Here is a 21,068-nt window from a genome sequence, read left to right on the forward strand (position 1 = left end):
GTCTGCCCCAAGGTTCGTTCGCGATTCGAGCGACCCTGCTTGCGCACGGTAATTGCGGCGGGTTTAAGGGGTGTTAACCGGCTGATTTTTCAAAGCTTTGAAAAATCAGGGGAAATTGCACGGCCTTCGCGGTTCGTGCGCCGGATGTCCGAGCGGTGGCCACGGTCGCCGGATCATCCCTTCTTGCGCAGGGGCCGAACCGACACGGAGCCCTGATCGCTGAATCCGGTGGCGGCGGCGAAGGCCTGCAGGTCCGCGCCTTCGGGACCGGCCAGCAACTGGATCTCGCCGCACCCGGCCGAGCGCGCTGCCTGCGAGGCCGCCTTCAGGAGGAGGCGGCCGATGCCGCGCCGTCGGGCGTCGGGATCGACCAGCAGCGTGGTGATCTGCGCCGTCGGCAGGCTGGCCGAAAGGGACCGATACCAGTGCAGGACGACGAGGCCGCTCGGGGGACCCCACTCGACGGCGACGAGGGCCGCGCCCGAGCCGTGCCGAAGGGCTTCGATCCGCTCGGCCAGGCTCTCGGCGGCGACCGGCGGCCCGGCGCCGCGCAGGAGTTCGGCGAGGCCCGCCGCGTCGCCGACGTTCGCCGCCCGGATCTCGAGGCCGTAACGGCTCGCCACGCCTCACTCCGGTCGGCTCCCCCGGCCGGAGCCGGCGGAGCGAAGATCTTGCGGGCTGATCTAGTGGTCTGAGTTAGAAGTTCTCTGACAGAAGCGTCCGACGCTTGCGAGGATCGCATCAGCGGGTTTGGTCCAGACGAAGGGCTTTGGATCGGTGTTGGTCTGAGCGATGTAGGCGTGGATCGCAGCTTCGAGATCGCTGGTCTGTTGGAAGGCACCACGCTGCAGACGTCGACGGGTGAGCAGGGCAAACCAACCCTCGACGAGATTGAGCCATGATGCGGACGTCGGCGTGAAATGAAGGTGCCAACGCGGACGCTTCACGAGCCAGTCGTGGATCAGCTTGGTTTTGTGGGTGGCCGCGTTGTCGAGCACGAGGTGCACGTCGAGATCGCTTGGGACGGCCGCTTCGATCTGATCGAGGAAGTCGCGGAACTCGACCGAACGGTGCCGGCCTGTGCAGTGGCCGATCACCGTCCCGGCCTGGACGTCGAGGGCGGCGAACAGGTCGGTCGTACCCTGGCGACGATAATCGTGAGTTCGGCGCTCCGGCTGGCCGGGCCGCATCGGCAGCACGGGGGCCGTGCCCGTCAGCGCTTGGATCTGCGGCTTCTCGTCGACGCACAGCACCACGGCACGATGCGGCGGAGCCATGTAGAGGCCGACCACGTCCCGGACCTTGTCGACGAAGGCGGGATCGGTCGAGAGCTTGAAGGTGTCGGTCTTGTGCGGCTGCAGCCCGAAGGCACGCCAGACTCGCGAGACCATGCTCTGGCTCATGCCGACCCGCCGGGCCATGGCGCGGGTCGACCAGTGGGTGGCGTTCTCTGGCTGGCTCTCCAGCGTGAGGGTGACCATCCCTTCGATGGCCGTGTCCGTGACGGCACGTGGCGCACCGGAGCGGGGCAGGTCGACGAGGCCGTCGAGGCGATGAGCGAGGAAACGGGCGCGCCACGTCGTGACGCTCATCCGGCTGACGCCGAGATCACGGGCAACGCCACTGTTGGTCGATCCCGGCTCGGCGCAGGCCAGCACGATCCGCGCGCGCTGAGCCAAGGCTTGGCCGACATTGCGACGGCGGATGAGCCCCGCTAGGCGCGTGCGCTCGTCCTCAGTCAAATGGAGAGGAGCAGGTTTTGGACCACGGGCCATCGGTCACCTCCGTGCGGACATCCCCCACACGTAGGTGCAAGCTCAAAATCTGCAACAGAACTTCTAACTCAGACCACTAGTCCCGACGCATCAGGCCGAACAGGGCGAAGCCGGCCAGGGCCGCGAGGCCGAGGGCGAGACCGCGATTGTCCTGGAAGCGGCTCGCCGCCGCTTGTCCCGCGGCCCGCAGGTCGTTGCCCAGGGGCGAGCCGCTGAGGATGCGCTCGGCGCGGTCATGGTTCTCAGGCCGGGTCGCGATCGAGACTTCGAAAGCGTCGTCGTCCAGGCGATCGATCTCGATGCTGTTGCGGGCGAAGCCGGCGCGCGACAGGCGGTCCCGCGCTACGCGGGCAGCCCTGAGGGACGGAACGGTCACGGTCGCCAACACGCTGTCAGACATCAAGTTTTCTCCCTGTTCGGCAGACCCAACCTCGGCCGCGGGAATACGGTTCCGTGAGCGCGGGTTCCGGGCGTGCGGTGCGGCCCGGCCTTAAGCTTCCGGCAACCACCCCGGACCTAAGCCCGGGCCTCGCCCGGCGGGTCCCACCCGCGCGGGCCGTGACGAGGAGCCTGCCGGACTTGCGCGATCCGTTCGTTCCTGCCGCCCTTGCCGACCGCCTGCGGGAGAAGCGCCGCAGGCCGCGGTCCCGGGAAGCCCTGGCCTACGAGCCGGCCAAGCCCGTCTTCGCCGAACTCCTCGATGCGCGCGGGCACGGCACCGGCCAGTTCGTGCGGCTGTCGCAGGGTATGGTGGAGGCGATCACCCGGGGCGCCCGCGGCGAGTCCTGATCGACCGGGGTCAGCGGTCGCAGCCGATGCAGATGTCGCGCACCACGCGCTCGCGCCCGTGGCCCGTGCGCTGGTTCGGCAATTGCCCGTTGAAGGCGTGTTCGGCCGCGCGGGTCGCCGACGGCACCGGCTTCGGCGGCTCGGGCGCGGCCGACCGCGGCGCGGGGGCGGTCAGGGCCATGTACTGCGCCGCGGCGGGCGCCGGAGCGAGGCCGGGCATCAGGCCCGCGAGGGCGAGGCCCAGGGACGCCCACAGGGGTCGGGGGCGAAGCAGCGGGGCGGTGGCGGGATGTCGCGTGACCATCGAAGCCTCCGTTCGTGCGCTCGCGCCGCGCATCGGCACCGTCCGCCCTCTGGCCATCATGCGGCGATCGATCATGCGGCGATGCGGCGTCCGGCCTGACGGGAACGAGGGCAGCCAGGGATCGTTCCCCGTCCCTTTGACCGGTCCCCGGGGCCGGATGGGACCGAATACATGCTGCACCTCCTCGTGGCCGACGGAAACGATCGGTCCGGACGGGCCGATCACGTTTCAGCCACCGGCGTCACCTCGGCGGAAGCCTATGCGGAGGTCCTGCGCCAGGTCTCGCCGGGGGTCGACTGCACCCTGATCAACCCCGCCGACGCCGATGCGGCCCTGTCTCCCGGGACGACGCTCGGCGGTTTCGACGCCTTGATCCTGACGGGCTCGACGCTTCACGTCAGCGACGAGTCCGACGCCGTGCGGCGCCAGATCGCCCTCGTGCGCGACGCCCTCGGCACCGGTCTCCCGGTCTTCGGCTCGTGTTGGGGCGTCCAGGTCGCCGCGGTGGTGGCGGGCGGTCACGCGGCCCGCAATCCGAAGGGACCGGAATACGGGTTCTCGCGCGATCTCGTGCGCACCGAGGCCGGTCGGGCGCATCCGCTCCTGGCCGGGCGCGGCGAGCGCTTCGACGCACCCGCCATGCATCTCGATGCCGTCATCACGCCGCCGGCCCACGCCACGGTGCTGGCGGGCAACGGGGTGCTGTCGGTCCAGGCGATAGAGATCCGGCACGGACCGGGCGTGTTCTGGGGCACGCAGTACCATCCCGAGCTCGACCTCGACGCCCTGGCCGCCATGCTGCGCCTCAGCGCCGACGACGTGGTCGAGGCGGGCGCGCTGCCCGACCACGCGGCCGTGGAGGCCTATGCGGCCGACCTCTGCCGCATCCATGCGGAGCCGGAGGGCCATCGGGACCTGATCGCCCGCCACCGGCTCGGTCCCGACCTCGTGGAGCCGGCCCGTCGGCGGGCTGAGATCGGGAACTTCCTCGACCGTCTCGTCCGGCCCCGGGTCGAGGCCGCGGCCTGAGGGCTCAGACCGTGCGCAGGGCGGCAGCGCCCGGCCGCGGGCGGGCCCCGACGATGTGGAAGGCCCGCGGTCGCACGAACAGGAACGACAGCCGCGTATGGCGGACCATCCGCTCGAAGGCCAGCGGAACCAGGATCGCCACCACCGTGACGACGAGGCTCGCCAGGCCGATATCGGCGATCGCCTCCGACTTCACGATCAGCGTGCGGGTGAGGGCCATCGGCAGGAAGAACGCGAGGTAGATCACGATCGAGCGCTGGCCGCAGGCCCGCAGCGCCGCCGTTACCGGGCCGCCGGCCCGGGACATCAGGGCGCCGATGGCGACGATCGCGAGGGCGCCGGCGCCGCTCAGGACGAGGGCGAGGCCCGGGAGGTTCGCCAGCACCGGCACGGCCCGGATGCCCGTGGGCACGAAGACCAGGGCGGCGTTGACCACGGCCCAGAGCGCCAGGCCAAGCAGCGCCGCGCGGGGATGGCGCTGCACGCGGTCGGCGAAGGTGAAGATGCGCGCGGCGAAGAGGTAGCCGACCAGGAACCAGACGTAGCGGTCGCAGAACTCGTCGATCAGTTCGAGGCCGGTATGGATCGGCAGGACCTGCAGCAGCGCCGCGCCGCCGAGGAGCCACGCCGTCGGCACGGACCGCAGCGCCTTGGTCAGCACCGAGAACACCGCCAGCAGGTAGATGAACCACAGGGTCGAGTAGGGCTCGACCACGGCCAGGGCCAAGTGCGCGGCGAAGGCGCCCGGACCGGCTCCGTCGGTGATCGGCCCGTACTTGAAGGCCGACTGGATCAGCACCCAGAGCACGTAGAAATAGACGAAGTGCACGAGGCGCCGGTCGAGGAACAGGCGCCAGTCGCGGTCGATGACCCGGCCGAGGAACAGGCCCGACAGCAGGAAGAAGTCCGGGATGCGGAACGGGCGCGCGAAGGCCACGACGGTGTGAAGGAAGCCCTCGCCCTCCATGGCGATCCCGGTGCCGAGCGTCGAGTGCATCATCACCACGAGGATGATGCAGAGGCCCTTGGCGACATCCACCCAGGCGAGCCGGGCGGCCTCTTCCGGGGATCCCGCTGCGACCCGTCCCGCTCCGTTCGCCGATCCTTGTTCCGCCGTGACCGCCGCCATGATCCGTCCCCGCCCACAGGGCCGCGATCCTTCGGCGCCAGGTCTTAAGGATGGCGATACGGCGGGGATTGGTCGCCGATCATGCCGAACGGAAGGTAAAGGCCGGGCCGGGTCTTCCTGCGGGCGAGGGCGCCTTCCCGGGATGCGCGACCCCGTACAGGCTCAGACCTCTTCAAGCCCAGACCCGTGCAGGCGTCAGTGCGGGTCGCGCTTGGCGCCCCGGCGGTCGCGGGTCATGCGGGTCGCGGCGTGGAAGTCGTCCGGCTTGGTGCGGACCCAGGCCAGGAACTCGGCCAATGCGGGCGCCGCCCGCAGGGCCTCCACGTCGGCGAGGCGGCGGGCGATCTCGGCCTCGCTGAAGCGGGCATGGATCGCCGAGTGGCAGATCTGGTGCAGGCGCACCGTGCCGGCCCGTGCCCCGCCCTTCAGCTTCGGGGTCAGGTGGTGCAGGCTCGATTTGGCATGGGCCGGGATCGGCCGCTCGCAGAGCGGGCAGATCACCGGAGCTTTGGCCTGCGGACCGTGCGTGGTCGGGTCGTCGTCGCGCCAGAGTCGGGCTCGTCGTCCCAAGGGGGTCTCTCCCGTCGGATGCGTGGCTCAAGGGGCCGCTGCCGGGACAAGCCGGCGGCAGGCGAGGACGTTCGGATGGAACAGGGCCGCGGCCGCGCGGTCCTGGGTCCCGAGAATGGAAACGTGGTCGCCGGGGATGACGGTCAGGTGCGCCCGCGCCCCGGCCTGGGCCGCCAGCCGCTCGGCATGCGCCAGCGGCACCACCGGGTCGTCCCGGCCGTGGACGATGACGATCGGACCGCCCGCGTCGGCGATGCGCGCATCGGACCGGAAGGTGTCCCGAAGGAGCAGGCGGGTCGGCAGGAAGGGGAAGCGCCCGGCGACGATGGCGGAGAGGGAGTCGAAGGGCGCCTCGAGATAGAGGCCGAGATGCGGCCGGGTCTCGGCCAGGGCCACCGCCACCGCCGCCCCGAGGGAATGACCGTGCAGCAGCACCGGGGTTCCGGGAGCCCGCGCCTGCACCATCGCGTAGGCCGCCTCTCCGTCGGCGATCAGCCCGGCCTCGCTCGGGCTCCCGGTCGAGCCGGGATAGCCGCGATAGGCGATGGCGAGGACGCCCCAGCCCGCTGGGCGCCAGGGGGCGCCGGCGAACCGCGCCGCAGCGGGCTCCGGCCGCGAGCCGTTGCCGTGGAAGCTGAGCACTACCGGACAGCCCGGCTCCGGCGCGCGCCAGAACCCGAGCAGGCGCTCGCCATCGGCCGTGGGCAGGCTCACCGCCACCGTGCCCGTCGGCGCCGGTCGGACGGCGGCGGGCGCCTGGCTGCGGAAGGCGCCCGGATAGATCAGGTGGCGCTGGAACACGGTCAGCAGCGTCACCGCCAGGACGGAGAGGCCGAGGACGGCGGTGGCCACGAGGGAGGCGAGGAGGCGCATGCGCTGGATGACGGGGAGGCCGCGACCGAGCGACGCCCCCGGGCCAAGCTGGCGGGGCGCCGAACCGTGCCGGACCCTGGGATGGAAGGGACACTTTGGCGTGCCCGAGAGGTAGGGCTGGACTTTGGCGTGTCACCAGCGATGTTGCGTCGCGTGAATGCTCTTGCGCCCGTCCTCGCCCCGAGCGTCCCCCCGATGACCCGCCACCGGTCCGACGCGCTGCCATCGGTCCGGCGCGGCGCGGCATGAGGGACGCGGCCGGTCGCGTGGAGGGCATGGGCGATCCGGGCCTGAGCCCGAACGCGCTCCTCGTGGGGCTGATCTTCTGCGGAGTCGGCTTCGGTATCGGCGCCGGGGCGCTCGTGGGCTCGGGCGCCGCCTTCGTCTTCCTGATGTCCGGCTGGGTGCTGGGCCTGTGCCTGCACGAGTACGGCCATGCCCGGGCCGCGCTGCTCTGGGGCCTGCCCCGCACGGGCGCCCTCACCCTCGATCCCCTTCGGGCCCCCAACCCCGTGGCGACCATGCTGCTGCCGGCGCTGTTCACCATCATGGGTGGCGTCGGATTTCCGGGGGGCGTGGGAATGCCCGACGGCGCCGGCGGTTCGTCCAAAACCCCGTTGAGCCGGGGACGGCAATCGGCGGTGGCCGCTGCCGGCCCGGCGATGAGCGTCCTCTTCCTCGTCGTGCTCGCGCTGCTCTACTCCCTGGCGAGTCCCGGCGCCGCGACGCTGAGGGCGGTGCTCGCCGTCTCGGTTCTGTTCCAGGGAACGGCCCTGGTGCTGGGGCTGATGCCGATCCCGGGGCTCGACGGCTACGGCATCGTCCGGCCCTGGCTCTCCGGGCCGCCGGCTTCGCCACCCGCCGCGCCCTGGAGCATGGCGGACCGGATGGCCCGGCATTCGGGTCTGGTGCTGCTGGGCCTCTTCCTCGTCTCCGCCGCCTTCACCCGGCCGCTGTTCCGCGCGAGCCTGCTGTTGACGGACCTGTTCGGGATCGATCTCGCAGATGTGATCGCAGGGTTCCGGCTGGTGCGCCTGTGGTGATCCGCTCCGTCAGGACGAGAAGCGCGAACGGAAGACTTCAGCCCATCGCCGGATGATCTGCCGGCGCGGTATGTACGTTAACGAGCGCAGCCGTACTCTTGCGATGCGTGCTGGGGCCAGCGCGCTGTTCGTCTCGAATTCAGGAGCGACGCACCGGCCTTCACGATCCTCGAGGCGGGAGCGGGTCATGCGGGAGGATGCACCGGGGCATTGGACGCCGTCGTCCGGCTACCGCGTACTGCTCCTCGACACTGCCGGTCGCGTCCTTCGCACCAAGTCGCTCGCGAGATGCACCGAGGCGGAGGCGCTGGATCGGGCGCGGGCCTTCATGGACGGCCGCTCCGTCGAACTCTGGGACGCGGGGCGCCTGATCCGGCGGCTCGAGGCCCCGCACAATCCGACGGCGTAGACCAGGGCGGGCGGCCCGGGTCCGGCCGCGGCGTTCCGGCCGCAACGTTCCGGACCCCTGGGAACCGGGCTTTCGTGCTAGGTGCGCTCGGCCACCGGATTCCGACGCGATCCGGCGCGGCCCGGTGGAGAGACCCTGCGATGGCCCTCAAGACGACGTTCCTGGTGCAGACCTTCGTGCTGAAGCGCAAGCGGCTCTCGCCGGGCGACCGCGAGGTGGCGGTGACGGAGAGCGGGGCCCTGAAGAAGGCCGAGGCGATGGCCGCGCGCTTTCCCGGCACGGCAGCGATCAAGGTCGTGGCCGACGACGAGACGGGGGAACTGGAGAGCGCCGCGATCCTGGGCAGCTTCGGCGAGGTGCCGGACGACTTCGCCGAGAGCCTGCAGGGCTCGTGAGGCGGAACGCGTCCCGGCCTTCGCAGACCTCGAAGGGGCCTTCAGGACGTAAAAAAGGGCCCCGCCGCGTGGCGGAGCCCCTTCCGATGGGTAGGGAGCCCGTCAGCCGTTACGGGCAGGCGTGGCGCTGGCCGTCATTACCGAGATAGGTCCCGGTGCGGCGGTCGTAGGACCGGAAGCGCTGGACGCAATAGGCCACGTCCTCGCCGCTGGTCGCGACCTCCGGGCCGGCCTCGTAGCCCGTCGCGGCATAGCCGCCACCGTAGGGCGCGTAGCCGCCGTAATAGGCCGGTGCGTAGCCGCCGGCGTAATAGTCGTCGCCGTAATAGCCGCCATAGGCACTGCCGAGGCCGTAGCCGATCCCGGCACCGGCGAGACCCAGCCCGAGCCCGAGGCCCAGGCCGCCGTAGCCGCGGCGGTAGCCGTAGCCCCGTCCGGCATAGGCACCGCCCCGGTTGAACCCACCGCGGTTGAATCCGCCGCGATCGCCCCGGAAGCCGTTGCCGGCGGCCAGGCCCGCCCCGGCGCCGACGGCACCCACGCCGATGGTTCCGCCTCGGTTGAAGCCGCCCCGGTTGAAGCCACCCTGCGCAAGGCCGCCGCGGAAGCCGCCACCGCCGAAGTTGCCTCCGACATTGCCGCCACGGAACCCGCCGCCCTGGGCGAGGCCGCCGCGGAAGCCGCCGCCGCCGAAGTTGCCGCCGCGGAAGCCGCCGCCACCCAGGCCGCCGCCGTGGAAGCCGCCGCCACCGCCCCGGAAGCCGCCACCGCCGCCACCCGGACGCGCGTCCGCGGCGGCGGGAATCATCGAGAGGGCTCCGACCAGGGCGGCCGAGGCCAGGAATATGCGTTTCATGGGAGAACCTGTGGTTCGCGTGCCGACCCCGAGGGTCGAACTTCTGGTGAACGAACGCGGGGGCTGACGATAAAGTTCGTTTCGCACCCTATTCGCCGCACGGCGTCGGGCCGGCGATTGACAAATCGGCCGCCGCCCTCGAATCTGGAAACATTCCGAGGGGGGCTCCGAGTACGGGAGCTGAGATTGGGCGCGTCGCCCTGACCCTTGAACCTGATCCGGTTCGTACCGGCGGAGGGACGGGAATCTCCTCGACGACGCGTCACCCCAGGCGTCATCCCATCCGACCCCGCCGCCGATGAACCGGATCGTCTCCCACGCCAGGAGCGAAACCGATGAATGCACCCGTTCTCCCGAAGGACCTTCCGCAGGGCCAGCCCCAGGCTGTGACCACCGGCCCGATCATGGGCTCGCGCAAGGTCTACGCTCCCGTGGCCGGGCACGACGACATCCGGGTGCCGTTCCGCGAGATCACGCTCAGCGATCCGAAGGAGGCCCCGGTGCGGGTCTACGATCCGTCGGGCCCCTACACGGAGACGGATGCCAGGATCGACCTCCATGCCGGCCTGCCGCTGGTGCGCGAGCCCTGGATCGCCCGGCGCGGCTACGCCACCGTGACGCCGCGAGCCGTCAAGCCCGAGGACAACGGCTTCGTGCCCGAGGACAAGCTCGTGGCCCCCTGTCCGGCCACCCGCGAGATCCGCAAGGCCGGCCCGGGCCAGATGGTGACGCAGTACGAGTTCGCCCGCGCCGGGATCATCACCGAGGAGATGATCTACGTCGCCAACCGCGAGAACCTCGCCCGCCAGACGATGCTGGAGGGCGCGCAGGCCGCGCTCGCCGACGGCAACAGCTTCGGCGCCGCGCTGCCGGCCTTCATCACGCCGGAATTCGTCCGGGACGAGGTGGCCCGGGGCCGCGCCATCATCCCGGCCAACATCAACCACCCCGAGGTGGAGCCGATGGCGATCGGCCGCAACTTCCTGGTGAAGATCAACGCCAACATCGGCAATTCCGCCGTGACGTCGTCGGCCGCCGAGGAGGTCGAGAAGCTGGTCTGGGCGACCCGCTGGGGCGCCGACACGGTGATGGACCTCTCGACGGGCCGCAACATCCACAACATCCGCTCCTGGATCGTGCGCAACTCGCCCGTTCCGATCGGCACCGTGCCGATCTACCAGGCCCTGGAGAAGGTCGGCGGCGACCCGCTGAAGCTCGACTGGGAGGTCTTCAAGGACACGCTCATCGAGCAGGCCGAGCAGGGCATCGACTACTTCACGATCCATGCGGGCGTGCGCCTCGCCCACGTGCCGCTCACCGCGCGCCGGGTCACCGGCATCGTCTCCCGCGGCGGCTCGATCATGGCGCGCTGGTGCCTCGCCGGTCACCGCGAGTCGTTCCTCTACGAGCGCTTCGACGAGATCTGCGACATCATGCGGGCCTACGACGTCTCGTTCTCCCTGGGTGACGGCCTGCGCCCCGGCTCCATCGCGGACGCCAACGACGCGGCGCAGTTCGCCGAGCTGGAGACCCTGGGCGAATTGACCAAGATCGCCTGGGACAAGGGCTGCCAGACCATGATCGAGGGCCCCGGCCACGTGCCGATGCACAAGATCAAGGTGAACATGGAGAAGCAGCTCGTGGAGTGCGGCGAGGCGCCGTTCTACACCCTCGGCCCGCTGACCACGGACATCGCCCCCGGCTACGACCACATCACCTCCGGCATCGGCGCCGCGATGATCGGCTGGTTCGGCTGCGCCATGCTCTGCTACGTCACCCCGAAGGAGCATCTCGGCCTGCCCAACCGCGACGACGTCAAGGAAGGCGTGATCACCTACAAGATCGCGGCCCATGCCGCCGACCTCGCCAAGGGCCACCCGGCGGCGCAGCTGCGCGACGACGCCCTGTCGCGGGCCCGGTTCGACTTCCGCTGGGAGGACCAGTTCAACCTCTCCCTCGACCCGGACACGGCCCGTGCCTACCACGACGAGACCCTGCCGAAGGACGCCCACAAGGTCGCGCATTTCTGCTCGATGTGCGGCCCGAAGTTCTGCTCGATGAAGATCACGCAGGACCTGCGCGCCGAGGTGCTGGCGATGGAGGCGGCCGGGCAGGTCTTGGGCGAGGCCGCGCCCCTGAGCGCGGCCGAGCGCGAGGCCGGCATGGCGGCGAAATCGGCCGAGTTCCAGGCCGAGGGCGGCAAGCTCTACGTCGACGCGGCGGAATAGGCCGCTCGTCCCCGGATCGGTCACCGGCGTTTGACCGGTCCGGGGCAAGGACGAAGGGGAAGGATCGCCCTCGGTGCCTTGAACGCGATTTGGGTGTCCGACCGGGCGCCGTACGCGTCATGGAGCGTGCTCAGCATGAGCGTGGCCGCGACGTCGAAATCAGGCGGCGTCCCGAGGGCGATCTCCCGGACATAGTTCCTTACCGGATCGGCCTGAGCGAAGCCCAGTCGGGCAAGGGCCTGGGCCGAAGGCTGCGAGAGTTCGAAGCGAAGGGTGTCCGTCCTGGGGCCATAGGCCGCCGAGGAGGCTTCGCAGTGCATCTGGGTATCCGAATCGAAGAAGATGCACTGGACGTAGCTCTGGCCCACATGTGCATCGCTCACGACGAGGAAACGATCCCGCGAGGTGGAGGTCGGGCCGAGCCGGTGAATGCTGCGCAGCCGCTCGACGACGGCGCATCGATGGGTCGCGACAAATTCCGCGCGTCCGCGATCCGCCGGGGCTGCGGCCGACACGGAACCGGCGGCGATCACCACCAGTGCGGTCCCGATGGATCGAAGGCCGACAGGCATCCCCGGGGTGGCATTCATCCTGGCGATTCCAGAACCCGACCGATGCGTGCGAGCCACGCGAGAATGCGCGATCTTTCGCGCAATGCAATCTTAAATTGCGTCGATGGCCTCGGCCGGGCTTGCCGGGACGATGCCGCTCACGCGAACAGCCCGTGCACGAACCAGCGCGCGGGCGTCTCCATGGTGGGGAAGCCCTCGCGGTAGACCCAGAGGCGGCGGCCGGCCTCGTCCTCGACCACGTAGTAGTCCCGCAGCGGACCCGGCGCCCGCCACCACTCGTCGGCGATGCGCTCGGGCCCGTCCGCATGGGCGACGCGGTGCAGGCGGCGGCGCCAGCGGAAGCGGTGCGGCGGACCGTCGGGGGCGAGGGCGATGACGTCCTCGGCGGCCTCGCCCCGGCTGAGCAGCACCAGGGGCCGGGGCGGCAGGCATGGGCTGGACGCCGGATCGGGCCGGGCTGCCGGCGCCGGGCGATCCGCCCGCCAGGGTTCCACGAGGTCGGCCCGCTCGGGCAGGTGGCTCGCGCGAAAGCCGAGCCGCATCATCCGCCGCCCGAGGCGCTGGCGCAGGGCATCGCCCAGGGGCCCGGCGCCGCCCCCCTCGGCCGGCGTCTCCACCAGCAGGCCCTGACGCGGTGCGATCGTGCCCGTGGCGGTGACCGCGAGGCCCACGGTCTCGAAGCCGAAGCCGGCATCGAGGGCCGGGCCGAGGCGATCGAGGCGCAGGCTCAGCAGGCGTGCGAGCTGGGCCGGGCACCGGCTCGGCAGGCTCATCCCGAGGTCGAGGGTCCGCACCACCCCGTCGACCCGGGTCAGGGACAGCCGCAGCGCCCGGGCTCCGAGGCCGGCCGCCTCCAGCCGGGGAGCCAGCCCCTCCATCAGGCCCGTGGCCGTGGCGACGATGGTCTCCGGCAGCCCGATCGGCTCGAGGAAGCCGCGCACGGCCTCGAAGTCGCGCGGGTCCTCGGCCGTGACGAGGGGCTCGGGCCGGCGGCCGAGGGCCTGGTCGAGGCGCAGCAGCAGGGTCTCGCCGAAGCGCCGGGCCAGGGGCGCCCGGGGCGCGGCGGCGAGGTCGCCGATCCGGCGCAGGCCGAGGCGGGCCAGGGCCTGCGCCGTGCCCGGATCGAGGCGCAGGGCCGAGACCGGCAGGGCCTGCAGGGCCTCCCCGTTGCATCCGGGCGCCACCAGGCCGCCGCCGCCGTAGCGGGCCAGGGCGAAGGCGCAGGCGGGCGTGTCCGCGAGGGCGATCCGCGCCGGGATCGCGCCCGCGCACAGGCGCTCGGCGAGGTCCGCCAGCACCTGCGCCTCGCCCCCGAACAGGTGGCTCGCCCCCGCGATGTCGAGGAAGAACCCGTCGCCGCCCTCCGCCGGGCCGTAGGGCGCCACGATCGGGGTGTAGCGCTTGGCCCAGAGGCAGAGCCGATGCAGGGCGGCCGCGTCCGCCTCCGGGTCGGCGGGATGGACGGAGACGGGCGTGCCGATCCGGGCCCGGGCCCGGGCCAGGGTCTCGCCGGGCTCGAGGCCGAGGGCCCGGGCGGCGGCGTCCACCGCGATCAGGCGCAGGCCGTTGGCCTCCATCGCGGCCACCACCAGGGGGCCATCCTCCTGAGCGCCGTCAGCCCGAGCGCTGGACGCGCCGGTCGGGCAGGCCCGCGCCCGCCTCAGCCGCGTGACCGGCCAGTGCTCCAGCCAGACCGAAACGATGCGCGGCATGATCCCACTCCAGAAGCCAGTGTCCGGTCCGCCCATTGCGGCTTCGGTCGAGGGTCACCTGCCAGCATGGCCGCTCGATGCAGCCGAAGCGGTCGCGCAGGGCTTTGCCGGCGGCGACCCGCCAGCGGGTCGCCGCCACGTTGGGGCTCTCCGCCTCGGGGGGCCGCAGCACGAGGAGGAGCAGGTCGGTTCGCCCGGCCGCCAGGTGGAGCCGGCGGCTCTGGGCCAGGGGCAGGGCGGCGTCGACGAGGCCCGCCACCGCGGCAATCCCCTGCGCCCGCAGGGATTCCTCCAGGGCCCGGTAGGCGTCGCCGTCGCTGGCCACCTCGAACAGCAGGAGCCGCCCCGGGTCGAGGCCGAGGCCGGCGAGCCCGTGCCCGTAGGGGAGGGGGTGGCCCTGGCCCACCACCAGCAGGGCCTCGCCCCGCACCCGGGCGAGGTGGCGTGCCACCAGCGCCAGGGCGAAGCCGAGGGCCGCCGGCTCGTCGCCCACCTGGGCGGGGGCGATCTCGTGCAACTGCCCGAGGGCGAGTCCACCCTGCGCGAGGCGCGAATCCACGTCGTGGATGCCGAAAGGAAGGGCCCCCCGGAGGACCGAGGCCCCTCCGTGATGGGCCACGAGGTCGCGCAGGGCGGCCAAATCCACGGGTTTCCCGTCCAGGGGCTCGGAATCCCGGGACGGCGATGCCCCATCCGCCCGGTCCGTCGACGCCATCTCGGTCTCCGCATCGGGAGGGTCTTCAGGGCTCTGTTTCATCGGCTCCGCTCCTTCCCGCTACGCTAAGAACAAAACAGGAACACACTCAATCGGTTTCCGGGGCGATTCAGAATTTCGCTGCGGCTCAAGGACTTGGCCTGTGGAAGGCTGTGGATGCCTGTGGATGGCGTCCCCCGAGCCCGCCTCCGTGCCACCCTTGACCCTGTGGCGAGGGCAGGGCAGCACTCCTCACCTGCCGCGCACAAGACGCGGATCAGCCGGGAGAACTTCATGCGTCTCGCTCGTGCCCTCGTGGTCCTGTCGGGCCTGATCACCGTCGCGGGAGGGCTCCCTGCCGCCGCGCAGACGGCGGCCCAACCCGGGGGCGATGCGTCCCGGGCCGCGTCCAAGGGGCGCCGGCCCCAGGTCGTGTCGCAGCCGATCCAGGTCTACGATGCCCGCTTCGAGAACGGGGACCTCCGCATCTCCGGCAGCGTGCGCAAGCCCGGCACGGTGGTGGTGCTCGACGAGGACATCTCGATCATTGCTGACAGCCGGGGCCGCTTCGTCTTCCGCCTGCCCTACGTGCCCACCAACTGCATCGCCACCCTGAAGGCGGGCGAGGACGAGCGCGAGGCGGTCATCGCCAATTGCGGCCCCGCCGGCCAGCCCGGCCCCAAAGGCGAGACGGGGCAGAAGGGCGAGACGGGCGACAAGGGCGAGACCGGTCCCGCCGGCCCGCAGGGCGTCGCCGGCCTGCCCGGTCCCCAGGGACCGAAGGGCGAACCGGGGATGAAGGGTGAGGCCGGCCCCAAGGGTGAGCCGGGGGCCAAGGGTGAACCGGGTCCGAAGGGAGACACGGGTTCGAAGGGCGAAGCCGGACCGAAGGGCGAGATGGGTGCGAAGGGGCCGGCCGGCGAGCGCGGCCCGGTGGGTCAGAAGGGCGACGCCGGTCAGGCCGCCCTGGCGACCGCCGCACCCGCATCCCCGTTCCGGGTGGTGCGCCAGGACACCTGCCCGGCCTCGGGCTGCGCGATCTCCTGCGAGGGCACCGAGATCTTGGCCTCGGCCCTCTGCCTGAAGGGCGGCAGCGCCATCGTGACGGCGGGGGCCGACGGAACCTTGAGCGCAGCCTGCCCCAGCGAGAGCCAGGGCCTCGTCGGCCTCTGCGCCAAGCGCTGAGCGGACGCGCGACCCGGGCGATCGCCCCTCGCCGAAACGGAGCCGTCCGGTGTAAGGACGCGCTTCGTTTCGCGCCGAAGCCGATCCTGCCCGTGTCGATACCGTTCATGTTTCCTCACTCTTCCCGCCCCGTTCCCTGTGCCCGCGGGGTCGCCCGATGAGCGTGGGCATCTGGGGCAAGCTCGGCGGGGCCGGCCTCGGCCTCGCCATCGGCGGTCCCCTCGGCGGCCTCGTCGGCGGGGTGGCGGGACACTTCCTGGTCGACCGCGAGGGCGCGCTGTTCGGCACCACGCCGCGCGATGTGGTCTTCACCACCGGCCTCGTGGCCCTGGCGGCCAAGATGGCCAAGTCCGACGGCGTGGTGACGCCGGCCGAGGTCGAGGCCTTCGCCAAGGTGGTGCAGGTCGAGGAGCGCGCCCGACCCGGCGTGCAGCGCCTGTTCGACCTCGCCAAGGGCACGGCGAACGGCTTCGAGGCCTATGCCCGCCAATTGGCCACCACCTTCCACGACGAGCCGGCCCTGCTGGAGGACGTGCTCGACGGCCTGTTCCACATCGCCAAGGCCGACGGCGCCATCCACGAGGCGGAGGAGCGCTACCTGCGCGCAGTGGCGGAGACCTTCGGCTACGACGAGGCCGCGTTCCGCCGCATCGCCGCCCGCCACGTCCGGCTCACCGACGATCCCTACCTCGTGCTCGGCCTCGACCACGATGTCGACGATGCCGGGCTGAAGGCCGCCCACCGCGCCCTGGTGCGGGAGAACCATCCCGACCGAGCCATCGCGCGCGGCCTGCCGCCGGAGGCGGTGGCCATTGCCACCCGCCGGCTCGCGGCCATCAACGCCGCCTATGACCGGATCAGCAGCGAGCGGGGCCTCACGTGAAACCGACGCCCGAGAGCCCCGTCGCCACCAGCGTCCACCCGTCGCCGAACCACGGCGAGCGGCGCTCCGGCCCGGTCGACCACCTCATCCTGCATTACACCGGCATGGAGAGCGCCGCCGCAGCCCTGCAGCGCCTCGCCAACCCCGTGGCGGAGGTCTCGGCCCATTACGTGGTGCTGGAGGATGGCCGCGTGGTGCAGATGGTGCCCGAGGGACGCCGGGCCTGGCACGCTGGCCAGGGCTCCTGGGCCGGGACCGGCGACCTGAACTCGCGCTCCCTCGGCATCGAGATCGTGAATGGCGGCCACGCGGGCGGCCTGCCGGCCTATCCTCGTGCGCAGATCGAGGCCGTGATCGCCCTGTGCGGCGACCTCGCCAAGCGCTGGAGCCTCGCCCCGCACCGGATCCTCGCCCATTCGGACATCGCCCCCGAGCGCAAGGAGGATCCGGGCGAGCACTTCCCCTGGGAGACCCTCGCCCGTGCCGGCATCGGCCATTGGGTGCCGCCGGCCCCGATCCGCGACGGGCGGTTCTTCGCGCAGGGCGATGCCGGCCCGCCGATCGAGGCCCTGCAGGCGATGTTCGCCCTCTACGGCTACGACCTGCCGGTGAGCGCCACCTTCGACGCCCGCATGGGCGCGGTGGTGACGGCGTTCCAGCGCCATTTCCGGCCGGCCCGGGTCGACGGCGTCGCCGACGCCTCGACCATCACGACCCTGCGCGACCTGATCGCGGCGCTGCCGGGACGGTAAGGTCTGACGATCTCAGAACGCGGCGCGTTCTCCTCTCCCCCCATGCGGGAGCGGGTGGCCCGCATCAGCGGGTCGGGAGCGGGGAGCGCCGGTTTCGGAGAAGATGCCCCCTCTCCCGCCTGCTCCGCAGCCATCCTCCCCCGCAGAGGGGAGAGGGTGGAGTGTTATCCGATCACGCCCGGTGCTGCATCGCCCCGCCGTCATGCCCGTGCGCCGCCTCCGGCACCGTGCCGCGGGTGCGCCACAGGCTGTAGGCGATGCCCGCGATCAGGAACACGACCGTGACCGCGAGGGAGACCCACGGCGGCACGTGGACGAGGTCGAAGGTATCGGCGACCACGATCTTCCCGCCGATGAAGATCAGGATGAAGGCCAGCGCCGTCTTGAGATAGGCGAAGCGGTCCACCATCGCGGCCAGCGCGAAATAGAGGGCGCGCAGGCCGAGGATCGCGAAGATGTTCGAGGTGTAGACCACGAAGGTGTCGGTGGTGATGGCGAAGATCGCCGGCACGCTGTCGACGGCGAAGATCACGTCGGCGCCGTTCACGAGGATGAGCGCCAGGGCCAGGGGCGTCAGCCAGAGGGCGGTCTTGCCGGTCTTCGGGTCGGCTTTTCGCACCATGAAGTGCTGCCCGTGCAGTTCGGGCGTGATGCGCAGGACGCGTTGCAGGAACCGGACGGCCCGGTTCTCGCGGATGTCGCCCGGCTCCTCGTCCTTCGAGAACAGCATCTTGAGGCCGGCGAAGATCAGGAAGGCGGCGAAGATCGACAGCACCCAGGCGGCCTGGTGCACGAGGGCCGCGCCGAGGCCGATCATCAGGCCGCGCAGCAGGACGGCGGCGAGGATGCCCCAGACCAGGACCCGGTGCTGGGCGGCGCGGGGGATGCCCAGGGCCGTGAGGATGACGGCGATCACGAAGACGTTGTCCATGGACAACGATTTCTCGACCACGAGGCCGGCCACGTATTCCTGGCCGGCCTGGGGTCCGAGATACCACCAGACCCAGCCGCCGAAGATCATGCCGAGGGTGAAGTAGAACAGCGTCAGGAGCAGGCTCTCCTTGACGCCGATCTCGTGGTTCTTGTCGCGATGCAGGAGACCGAGATCGAAGGCCAGCAACCCGGCCACGAGGGCGTGGAACCCGAGCCACATCCACACGGGCTTGCCGAGCCACTCGTAATACAGAAAATCAACCATGACGCAGGACCGTCGATGCTTCTTGAGGAGAGAAAGCATCGGCTCCGACATCACGGAACGCATCATGCAGCATCCCGCCAGAGGGGCCCGCAGCCGATGAGGCGCAGTTGGGACTCTGAACCGGGCGAATCAAGGGCATCGACCTGTCACGCTTGACAGGGCCGCCCCCCGGCGGCTTCCCAGGGCGCATGACTGACAGCGAACGCAATGGCCGGGACGGGGCCGGACCTGCCGTGATCGGCGGCGGCCCCGCCGGCCTCGCGGCGGCGGAGGTGCTGGCACGCGCCGGGCATGCCGTGACCCTCTACGACCGGATGCCGAGCGTCGGGCGCAAATTCCTCATCGCGGGACGGGGCGGGCTCAACCTCACGCATTCCGAGCCGCTGCCGGCCTTCCTCGCACGCTACCAGCCGGACGGCGGGGCGCTCGCCGGGTCCATCGCGGCGTTTCCGCCCGGCGCCCTGCGCGCCTGGTGCGACGACCTCGGCCAGCCGACCTTCGTCGGGTCGAGCGGCCGTGTCTTCCCCGAGGCCTTCAAGGCCTCGCCGCTGCTGCGGGCCTGGCTCCAGCGGCTCGACGGGCTGGGCGTCCGCATCCGGACCCGCCACCGCTTCACCGGCTGGTCGGACGCGGGCGGCCCGATCTTCGAGACCCCGGACGGACGGGTCGAGACCCGGCACCGCCCGGTCCTCCTGGCTCTCGGCGGCGCGAGCTGGCCGCGCCTCGGCTCCGACGGCGCCTGGGTGCCCCTGCTCGAACGGGACGGCGTCGCGGTGGCGCCGCTCAAGCCTGCCAATGTCGGCTTCACCGTCGCGTGGTCGCCGGTCTTCGCCGAGCGCTTCGCCGGCACGCCCCTGAAGCGGATCGCCCTTGGCCTCGACGGCATCCGCGTGCGCGGCGAGGCCGTGATCAGCGCGGACGGGATCGAGGGCGGGGCGATCTACGCCCTGGCGCACCGGATCCGGGACGCCACCGAGCGCGGCGAGGCCCGGCTGACGCTCGACCTGCGGCCCGATCTCGAGGCGGCGGCCCTGGCGCGGGCGCTCAGCGATCCGAAGCCCGGCCTGTCCCTGGCCAACCGCCTGCGCAAGGCCGCGGCGCTGACGCCCGTGGGCATCGGCCTCCTGCGCGAGGCGGCGCATCCATTGCCGGTGTCGGCCGAAGCCCTGGCGGCCCTGATCAAGGCGGTGCCGCTGCGCCTCCTGGCCCCGCGCGGGCTCGATCGGGCGATCTCGACGGCGGGCGGCGTCCGCTTCGGCGCACTCGACGCCGGCTTCATGCTGGCCCGGCGGCCCGGCACCTTCGTGGCGGGGGAGATGCTCGACTGGGAGGCCCCGACGGGGGGCTATCTCCTCCAGGGTGCCTTCGCCTCGGGCCGCGCGGCGGCGGCGGGCATGCTGGCCTGGATGGAGAGGGACGCGTGAGGCGCCGACCCACGAAAAAGGCTCCCTCCCGGGGGAGAGGGAGCCTGAGGATCCGGCGCGGCCGTTGCGGGCCGCGCGGCCTTGGTTCTCAGCGGCAGTACACGTCGCCGTAGGCGTCGCGGTAGGTGCCGTAGGGGCAGCGCGGGGCGGTGGAGGCGCCCACGATGGCACCGCCGGCGCCGCCGATGGCGGCACCCGCGAGCGCGCCGCCTGCGCGGCCGGTGGCGGCGCCACCGATGGCGGCACCCGCGAGGGCGCCGAGGCCGGCGCCGCCGAGGGCGCGGTCCTGCGGCGTGTTGCAGGCGCCGACCGAGAGGGCGAGGGCACCCGCGAGGGTGGCGGCAATGAGCTTCTTCATGGTTCCGAGACTCCCTTGTGCGTCGTGACCCGGCCTTCGGCCGTGATGTTCGTGCCGCCCGAGCTTAAGCATTCCGGGCGAGAAATGCACGCCGAACGGCTAAGGTTCCGTCCCGCCTTTCCGTTTCGCCGAAAAACCCTCTAGTGATGCGGCCATCAGGGCCCATCCGGGCGGCGCCGGCCGCCCCTCCCGCCGCGAGGAATCCATGCAGCGCGCCACCGCCATCGTCCGCAAGGTCGCCGTCCGCGCCGATGCGATCGTGGACACGATCGTTCTCGACCACGCCGCCCGGCAGGCCCCGCCCGAGAGCCTGACCGCGGAGGGCGGCCTGAGCCTGACCCTCGCCCTGGCCAAGGCCGCCGCCCTGGAGGACGGCGATGCCCTGCGCCTGGAGGACGGGCGCCTCGTCGCGATCCGCGCCGCCGGGGAGCCGCTGCTCGAGGTCCGGGCCGAGAACCCGGCCCGGCTGCTGCGCCTCGCCTGGCAGCTCGGCGGCAGCCACGTGCCGGCCGAGATCGCCGCCGACGTGCTCTACGTGCCCCGCAGCGCCGCCGAACTCGTCCGCGGCCAGGGCTGCGCCGCCAGCCCGGTGACCCGTGCCTTCAAGCCGGAGCGCGCGGCCCACGACCACAGCCAGTGCGGCCACGATCACCACGCGCACGCGCATGCGGATCACGATCACCACGGGCATGACCACGCGGCCCACGATCACGGCCATTCCCATGCGGCGCACGACCATGGACACGACCATCCGGGACACGACCATCCGGGACACGACCATGCGCACGCGCACACCCATTCCCATGGGCACGACCATGGGCACGACCACGGCGCGCCGGGCCACGTGCACGGGCCGGACTGCAAGCACGATCACTGAGCGAGCCGACGCC

Annotated in this window: 24 protein-coding genes and 1 riboswitch; of the genes, 11 read left to right on the forward strand and 13 right to left on the reverse strand. The window is 71.8% G+C overall.

What is annotated here, in order from left to right:
• Nucleotides 1-173: 173 nt before the first annotated feature.
• The 3 genes from AC1MGR_RS05585 to AC1MGR_RS05595 all read right to left on the reverse strand — a co-directional run bounded on the left by AC1MGR_RS05585 (nt 174) and on the right by AC1MGR_RS05595 (nt 2,175).
• Nucleotides 174-623: an N-acetyltransferase family protein gene (locus AC1MGR_RS05585; protein WP_480233933.1), complete on the reverse strand. Its 450-nt coding sequence runs from the start codon at nt 621-623 to the stop codon at nt 174-176.
• Between the two features lie 60 nt (nt 624-683).
• Nucleotides 684-1,775: an IS630 family transposase gene (locus AC1MGR_RS05590; protein ID WP_480232078.1), complete on the reverse strand. Its 1,092-nt coding sequence runs from the start codon at nt 1,773-1,775 to the stop codon at nt 684-686.
• A gap of 76 nt (nt 1,776-1,851) precedes the next feature.
• Entirely contained in the window at nt 1,852-2,175 is a 324-nt protein-coding gene (locus AC1MGR_RS05595; RefSeq protein WP_108035158.1) for a hypothetical protein, read from the reverse strand.
• 179 nt (nt 2,176-2,354) lie between these two features.
• On the opposite strand from AC1MGR_RS05595, the gene AC1MGR_RS05600 reads away from it, so the two are divergent.
• Nucleotides 2,355-2,564 (forward strand): hypothetical protein, encoded by a 210-nt coding sequence (locus tag AC1MGR_RS05600; protein ID WP_108035157.1) that lies wholly within the window; start codon nt 2,355-2,357, stop codon nt 2,562-2,564.
• A gap of 10 nt (nt 2,565-2,574) precedes the next feature.
• Here the strand turns inward: AC1MGR_RS05600 and AC1MGR_RS05605 are convergent, their stop codons facing one another.
• Complete coding sequence (locus AC1MGR_RS05605) at nt 2,575-2,868, reverse strand: hypothetical protein (protein ID WP_480233934.1); 294 nt, start codon at nt 2,866-2,868, stop codon at nt 2,575-2,577.
• A gap of 171 nt (nt 2,869-3,039) precedes the next feature.
• Between AC1MGR_RS05605 and AC1MGR_RS05610 the strand changes: the two genes are divergently transcribed.
• Nucleotides 3,040-3,897, forward strand: coding sequence for a glutamine amidotransferase-related protein (locus AC1MGR_RS05610; protein WP_108035155.1), 858 nt, complete (start codon nt 3,040-3,042; stop codon nt 3,895-3,897).
• Between the two features lie 4 nt (nt 3,898-3,901).
• Here AC1MGR_RS05610 and AC1MGR_RS05615 read toward each other — a convergent pair whose 3' ends face one another.
• From AC1MGR_RS05615 to AC1MGR_RS05625, 3 genes are all read right to left on the reverse strand, one after another.
• Entirely contained in the window at nt 3,902-5,026 is a 1,125-nt protein-coding gene (locus AC1MGR_RS05615) for an acyltransferase family protein (protein WP_480233935.1), read from the reverse strand.
• A 195-nt stretch (nt 5,027-5,221) separates the two neighbouring features.
• A complete protein-coding gene (locus AC1MGR_RS05620; protein ID WP_480233936.1) occupies nt 5,222-5,596 on the reverse strand; it encodes a restriction endonuclease in 375 nt (124 codons plus the stop codon).
• Between the two features lie 27 nt (nt 5,597-5,623).
• Nucleotides 5,624-6,469, reverse strand: coding sequence for an alpha/beta hydrolase (locus AC1MGR_RS05625; protein ID WP_480233937.1), 846 nt, complete (start codon nt 6,467-6,469; stop codon nt 5,624-5,626).
• 245 nt (nt 6,470-6,714) lie between these two features.
• On the opposite strand from AC1MGR_RS05625, the gene AC1MGR_RS05630 reads away from it, so the two are divergent.
• The 3 genes from AC1MGR_RS05630 to AC1MGR_RS05640 all read left to right on the forward strand — a co-directional run bounded on the left by AC1MGR_RS05630 (nt 6,715) and on the right by AC1MGR_RS05640 (nt 8,316).
• On the forward strand, nt 6,715-7,512 hold the full coding sequence (locus AC1MGR_RS05630) for a zinc metalloprotease (RefSeq protein ID WP_480233938.1): 798 nt from the start codon (nt 6,715-6,717) through the stop codon (nt 7,510-7,512).
• 187 nt (nt 7,513-7,699) lie between these two features.
• The gene (locus AC1MGR_RS05635; RefSeq protein WP_480233939.1) at nt 7,700-7,921 is read left to right on the forward strand and encodes a hypothetical protein; all 222 of its coding nucleotides are present in this window, start codon (nt 7,700-7,702) and stop codon (nt 7,919-7,921) included.
• A 140-nt stretch (nt 7,922-8,061) separates the two neighbouring features.
• Nucleotides 8,062-8,316 (forward strand): hypothetical protein, encoded by a 255-nt coding sequence (locus AC1MGR_RS05640; protein WP_108035150.1) that lies wholly within the window; start codon nt 8,062-8,064, stop codon nt 8,314-8,316.
• Between the two features lie 109 nt (nt 8,317-8,425).
• On the opposite strand, the gene AC1MGR_RS05645 is transcribed toward AC1MGR_RS05640, so the two are convergent.
• Nucleotides 8,426-9,172: a BA14K family protein gene (locus AC1MGR_RS05645; RefSeq protein ID WP_108035149.1), complete on the reverse strand. Its 747-nt coding sequence runs from the start codon at nt 9,170-9,172 to the stop codon at nt 8,426-8,428.
• A 148-nt stretch (nt 9,173-9,320) separates the two neighbouring features.
• Nucleotides 9,321-9,429, forward strand: a riboswitch (TPP riboswitch).
• A gap of 78 nt (nt 9,430-9,507) precedes the next feature.
• Here AC1MGR_RS05645 and thiC point away from each other — a divergent pair.
• Nucleotides 9,508-11,400, forward strand: coding sequence for a phosphomethylpyrimidine synthase ThiC (thiC, locus tag AC1MGR_RS05650; RefSeq protein ID WP_480233940.1), 1,893 nt, complete (start codon nt 9,508-9,510; stop codon nt 11,398-11,400).
• Between the two features lie 20 nt (nt 11,401-11,420).
• Here thiC and AC1MGR_RS05655 read toward each other — a convergent pair whose 3' ends face one another.
• The 3 genes from AC1MGR_RS05655 to AC1MGR_RS05665 all read right to left on the reverse strand — a co-directional run bounded on the left by AC1MGR_RS05655 (nt 11,421) and on the right by AC1MGR_RS05665 (nt 14,441).
• Nucleotides 11,421-11,990 carry a TY-Chap domain-containing protein gene (locus AC1MGR_RS05655; RefSeq protein WP_480233941.1) on the reverse strand — a complete coding sequence of 190 codons (570 nt, stop codon included), beginning with the start codon at nt 11,988-11,990 and terminating at the stop codon, nt 11,421-11,423.
• A 119-nt stretch (nt 11,991-12,109) separates the two neighbouring features.
• Nucleotides 12,110-13,684, reverse strand: a complete 1,575-nt coding sequence (locus AC1MGR_RS05660; RefSeq protein WP_480233942.1) for a Y-family DNA polymerase — start codon at nt 13,682-13,684, stop codon at nt 12,110-12,112.
• Nucleotides 13,587-14,441 (reverse strand): ImuA family protein, encoded by an 855-nt coding sequence (locus AC1MGR_RS05665; protein ID WP_480233943.1) that lies wholly within the window; start codon nt 14,439-14,441, stop codon nt 13,587-13,589. Before AC1MGR_RS05665 ends, AC1MGR_RS05660 begins: the two co-directional genes overlap by 98 nt.
• A gap of 231 nt (nt 14,442-14,672) precedes the next feature.
• Between AC1MGR_RS05665 and AC1MGR_RS05670 the strand changes: the two genes are divergently transcribed.
• The 3 genes from AC1MGR_RS05670 (at nt 14,673) to AC1MGR_RS05680 (ending at nt 17,198) form a co-directional block, all read left to right on the forward strand.
• Nucleotides 14,673-15,563 carry a collagen-like protein gene (locus AC1MGR_RS05670; RefSeq protein WP_480233944.1) on the forward strand — a complete coding sequence of 297 codons (891 nt, stop codon included), beginning with the start codon at nt 14,673-14,675 and terminating at the stop codon, nt 15,561-15,563.
• 157 nt (nt 15,564-15,720) lie between these two features.
• Nucleotides 15,721-16,446: a molecular chaperone DjiA gene (locus AC1MGR_RS05675; protein ID WP_108035144.1), complete on the forward strand. Its 726-nt coding sequence runs from the start codon at nt 15,721-15,723 to the stop codon at nt 16,444-16,446.
• Nucleotides 16,443-17,198: an N-acetylmuramoyl-L-alanine amidase gene (locus AC1MGR_RS05680; protein ID WP_480233945.1), complete on the forward strand. Its 756-nt coding sequence runs from the start codon at nt 16,443-16,445 to the stop codon at nt 17,196-17,198. Before AC1MGR_RS05675 ends, AC1MGR_RS05680 begins: the two co-directional genes overlap by 4 nt.
• A 172-nt stretch (nt 17,199-17,370) precedes the next feature.
• Here AC1MGR_RS05680 and AC1MGR_RS05685 read toward each other — a convergent pair whose 3' ends face one another.
• Nucleotides 17,371-18,396, reverse strand: a complete 1,026-nt coding sequence (locus AC1MGR_RS05685) for a TerC family protein (protein WP_480233946.1) — start codon at nt 18,394-18,396, stop codon at nt 17,371-17,373.
• Nucleotides 18,397-18,584: 188 nt separating this feature from the next.
• Here AC1MGR_RS05685 and AC1MGR_RS05690 point away from each other — a divergent pair, with 188 nt between their 5' ends.
• Nucleotides 18,585-19,820, forward strand: coding sequence for a TIGR03862 family flavoprotein (locus AC1MGR_RS05690; RefSeq protein WP_480233947.1), 1,236 nt, complete (start codon nt 18,585-18,587; stop codon nt 19,818-19,820).
• A gap of 88 nt (nt 19,821-19,908) precedes the next feature.
• Here AC1MGR_RS05690 and AC1MGR_RS05695 read toward each other — a convergent pair whose 3' ends face one another.
• Nucleotides 19,909-20,178, reverse strand: coding sequence for a hypothetical protein (locus AC1MGR_RS05695; protein WP_056212224.1), 270 nt, complete (start codon nt 20,176-20,178; stop codon nt 19,909-19,911).
• 205 nt (nt 20,179-20,383) lie between these two features.
• Here AC1MGR_RS05695 and AC1MGR_RS05700 point away from each other — a divergent pair, with 205 nt between their 5' ends.
• Nucleotides 20,384-21,055 carry an urease accessory protein UreE gene (locus tag AC1MGR_RS05700; RefSeq protein WP_480233948.1) on the forward strand — a complete coding sequence of 224 codons (672 nt, stop codon included), beginning with the start codon at nt 20,384-20,386 and terminating at the stop codon, nt 21,053-21,055.
• Nucleotides 21,056-21,068: the final 13 nt, after the last annotated feature.

The sequence above is a fragment of the Methylobacterium sp. BI1 genome, from assembly GCF_056680125.1.

What these genes read in the sequence shown, in the direction of transcription:
- AC1MGR_RS05590 (WP_480232078.1), bottom strand. Translation starts at nt 1,775, where the DNA reads ATGGCCCGTGGTCCAAAACCTGCTCCTCTCCATTTGACTGAGGACGAG.
- AC1MGR_RS05595 (WP_108035158.1), bottom strand. Translation starts at nt 2,175, where the DNA reads ATGTCTGACAGCGTGTTGGCGACCGTGACCGTTCCGTCCCTCAGGGCT.
- AC1MGR_RS05605 (WP_480233934.1), bottom strand. Translation starts at nt 2,868, where the DNA reads ATGGTCACGCGACATCCCGCCACCGCCCCGCTGCTTCGCCCCCGACCC.
- AC1MGR_RS05610 (WP_108035155.1), top strand. Translation starts at nt 3,040, where the DNA reads ATGCTGCACCTCCTCGTGGCCGACGGAAACGATCGGTCCGGACGGGCC.
- AC1MGR_RS05615 (WP_480233935.1), bottom strand. Translation starts at nt 5,026, where the DNA reads ATGGCGGCGGTCACGGCGGAACAAGGATCGGCGAACGGAGCGGGACGG.
- AC1MGR_RS05625 (WP_480233937.1), bottom strand. Translation starts at nt 6,469, where the DNA reads ATGCGCCTCCTCGCCTCCCTCGTGGCCACCGCCGTCCTCGGCCTCTCC.
- AC1MGR_RS05630 (WP_480233938.1), top strand. Translation starts at nt 6,715, where the DNA reads ATGAGGGACGCGGCCGGTCGCGTGGAGGGCATGGGCGATCCGGGCCTG.
- AC1MGR_RS05635 (WP_480233939.1), top strand. Translation starts at nt 7,700, where the DNA reads ATGCGGGAGGATGCACCGGGGCATTGGACGCCGTCGTCCGGCTACCGC.
- AC1MGR_RS05640 (WP_108035150.1), top strand. Translation starts at nt 8,062, where the DNA reads ATGGCCCTCAAGACGACGTTCCTGGTGCAGACCTTCGTGCTGAAGCGC.
- AC1MGR_RS05645 (WP_108035149.1), bottom strand. Translation starts at nt 9,172, where the DNA reads ATGAAACGCATATTCCTGGCCTCGGCCGCCCTGGTCGGAGCCCTCTCG.
- thiC (WP_480233940.1), top strand. Translation starts at nt 9,508, where the DNA reads ATGAATGCACCCGTTCTCCCGAAGGACCTTCCGCAGGGCCAGCCCCAG.
- AC1MGR_RS05655 (WP_480233941.1), bottom strand. Translation starts at nt 11,990, where the DNA reads ATGAATGCCACCCCGGGGATGCCTGTCGGCCTTCGATCCATCGGGACC.
- AC1MGR_RS05660 (WP_480233942.1), bottom strand. Translation starts at nt 13,684, where the DNA reads ATGCCGCGCATCGTTTCGGTCTGGCTGGAGCACTGGCCGGTCACGCGG.
- AC1MGR_RS05665 (WP_480233943.1), bottom strand. Translation starts at nt 14,441, where the DNA reads ATGAAACAGAGCCCTGAAGACCCTCCCGATGCGGAGACCGAGATGGCG.
- AC1MGR_RS05670 (WP_480233944.1), top strand. Translation starts at nt 14,673, where the DNA reads ATGCGTCTCGCTCGTGCCCTCGTGGTCCTGTCGGGCCTGATCACCGTC.
- AC1MGR_RS05675 (WP_108035144.1), top strand. Translation starts at nt 15,721, where the DNA reads ATGAGCGTGGGCATCTGGGGCAAGCTCGGCGGGGCCGGCCTCGGCCTC.
- AC1MGR_RS05685 (WP_480233946.1), bottom strand. Translation starts at nt 18,396, where the DNA reads ATGGTTGATTTTCTGTATTACGAGTGGCTCGGCAAGCCCGTGTGGATG.
- AC1MGR_RS05690 (WP_480233947.1), top strand. Translation starts at nt 18,585, where the DNA reads ATGACTGACAGCGAACGCAATGGCCGGGACGGGGCCGGACCTGCCGTG.
- AC1MGR_RS05695 (WP_056212224.1), bottom strand. Translation starts at nt 20,178, where the DNA reads ATGAAGAAGCTCATTGCCGCCACCCTCGCGGGTGCCCTCGCCCTCTCG.
- AC1MGR_RS05700 (WP_480233948.1), top strand. Translation starts at nt 20,384, where the DNA reads ATGCAGCGCGCCACCGCCATCGTCCGCAAGGTCGCCGTCCGCGCCGAT.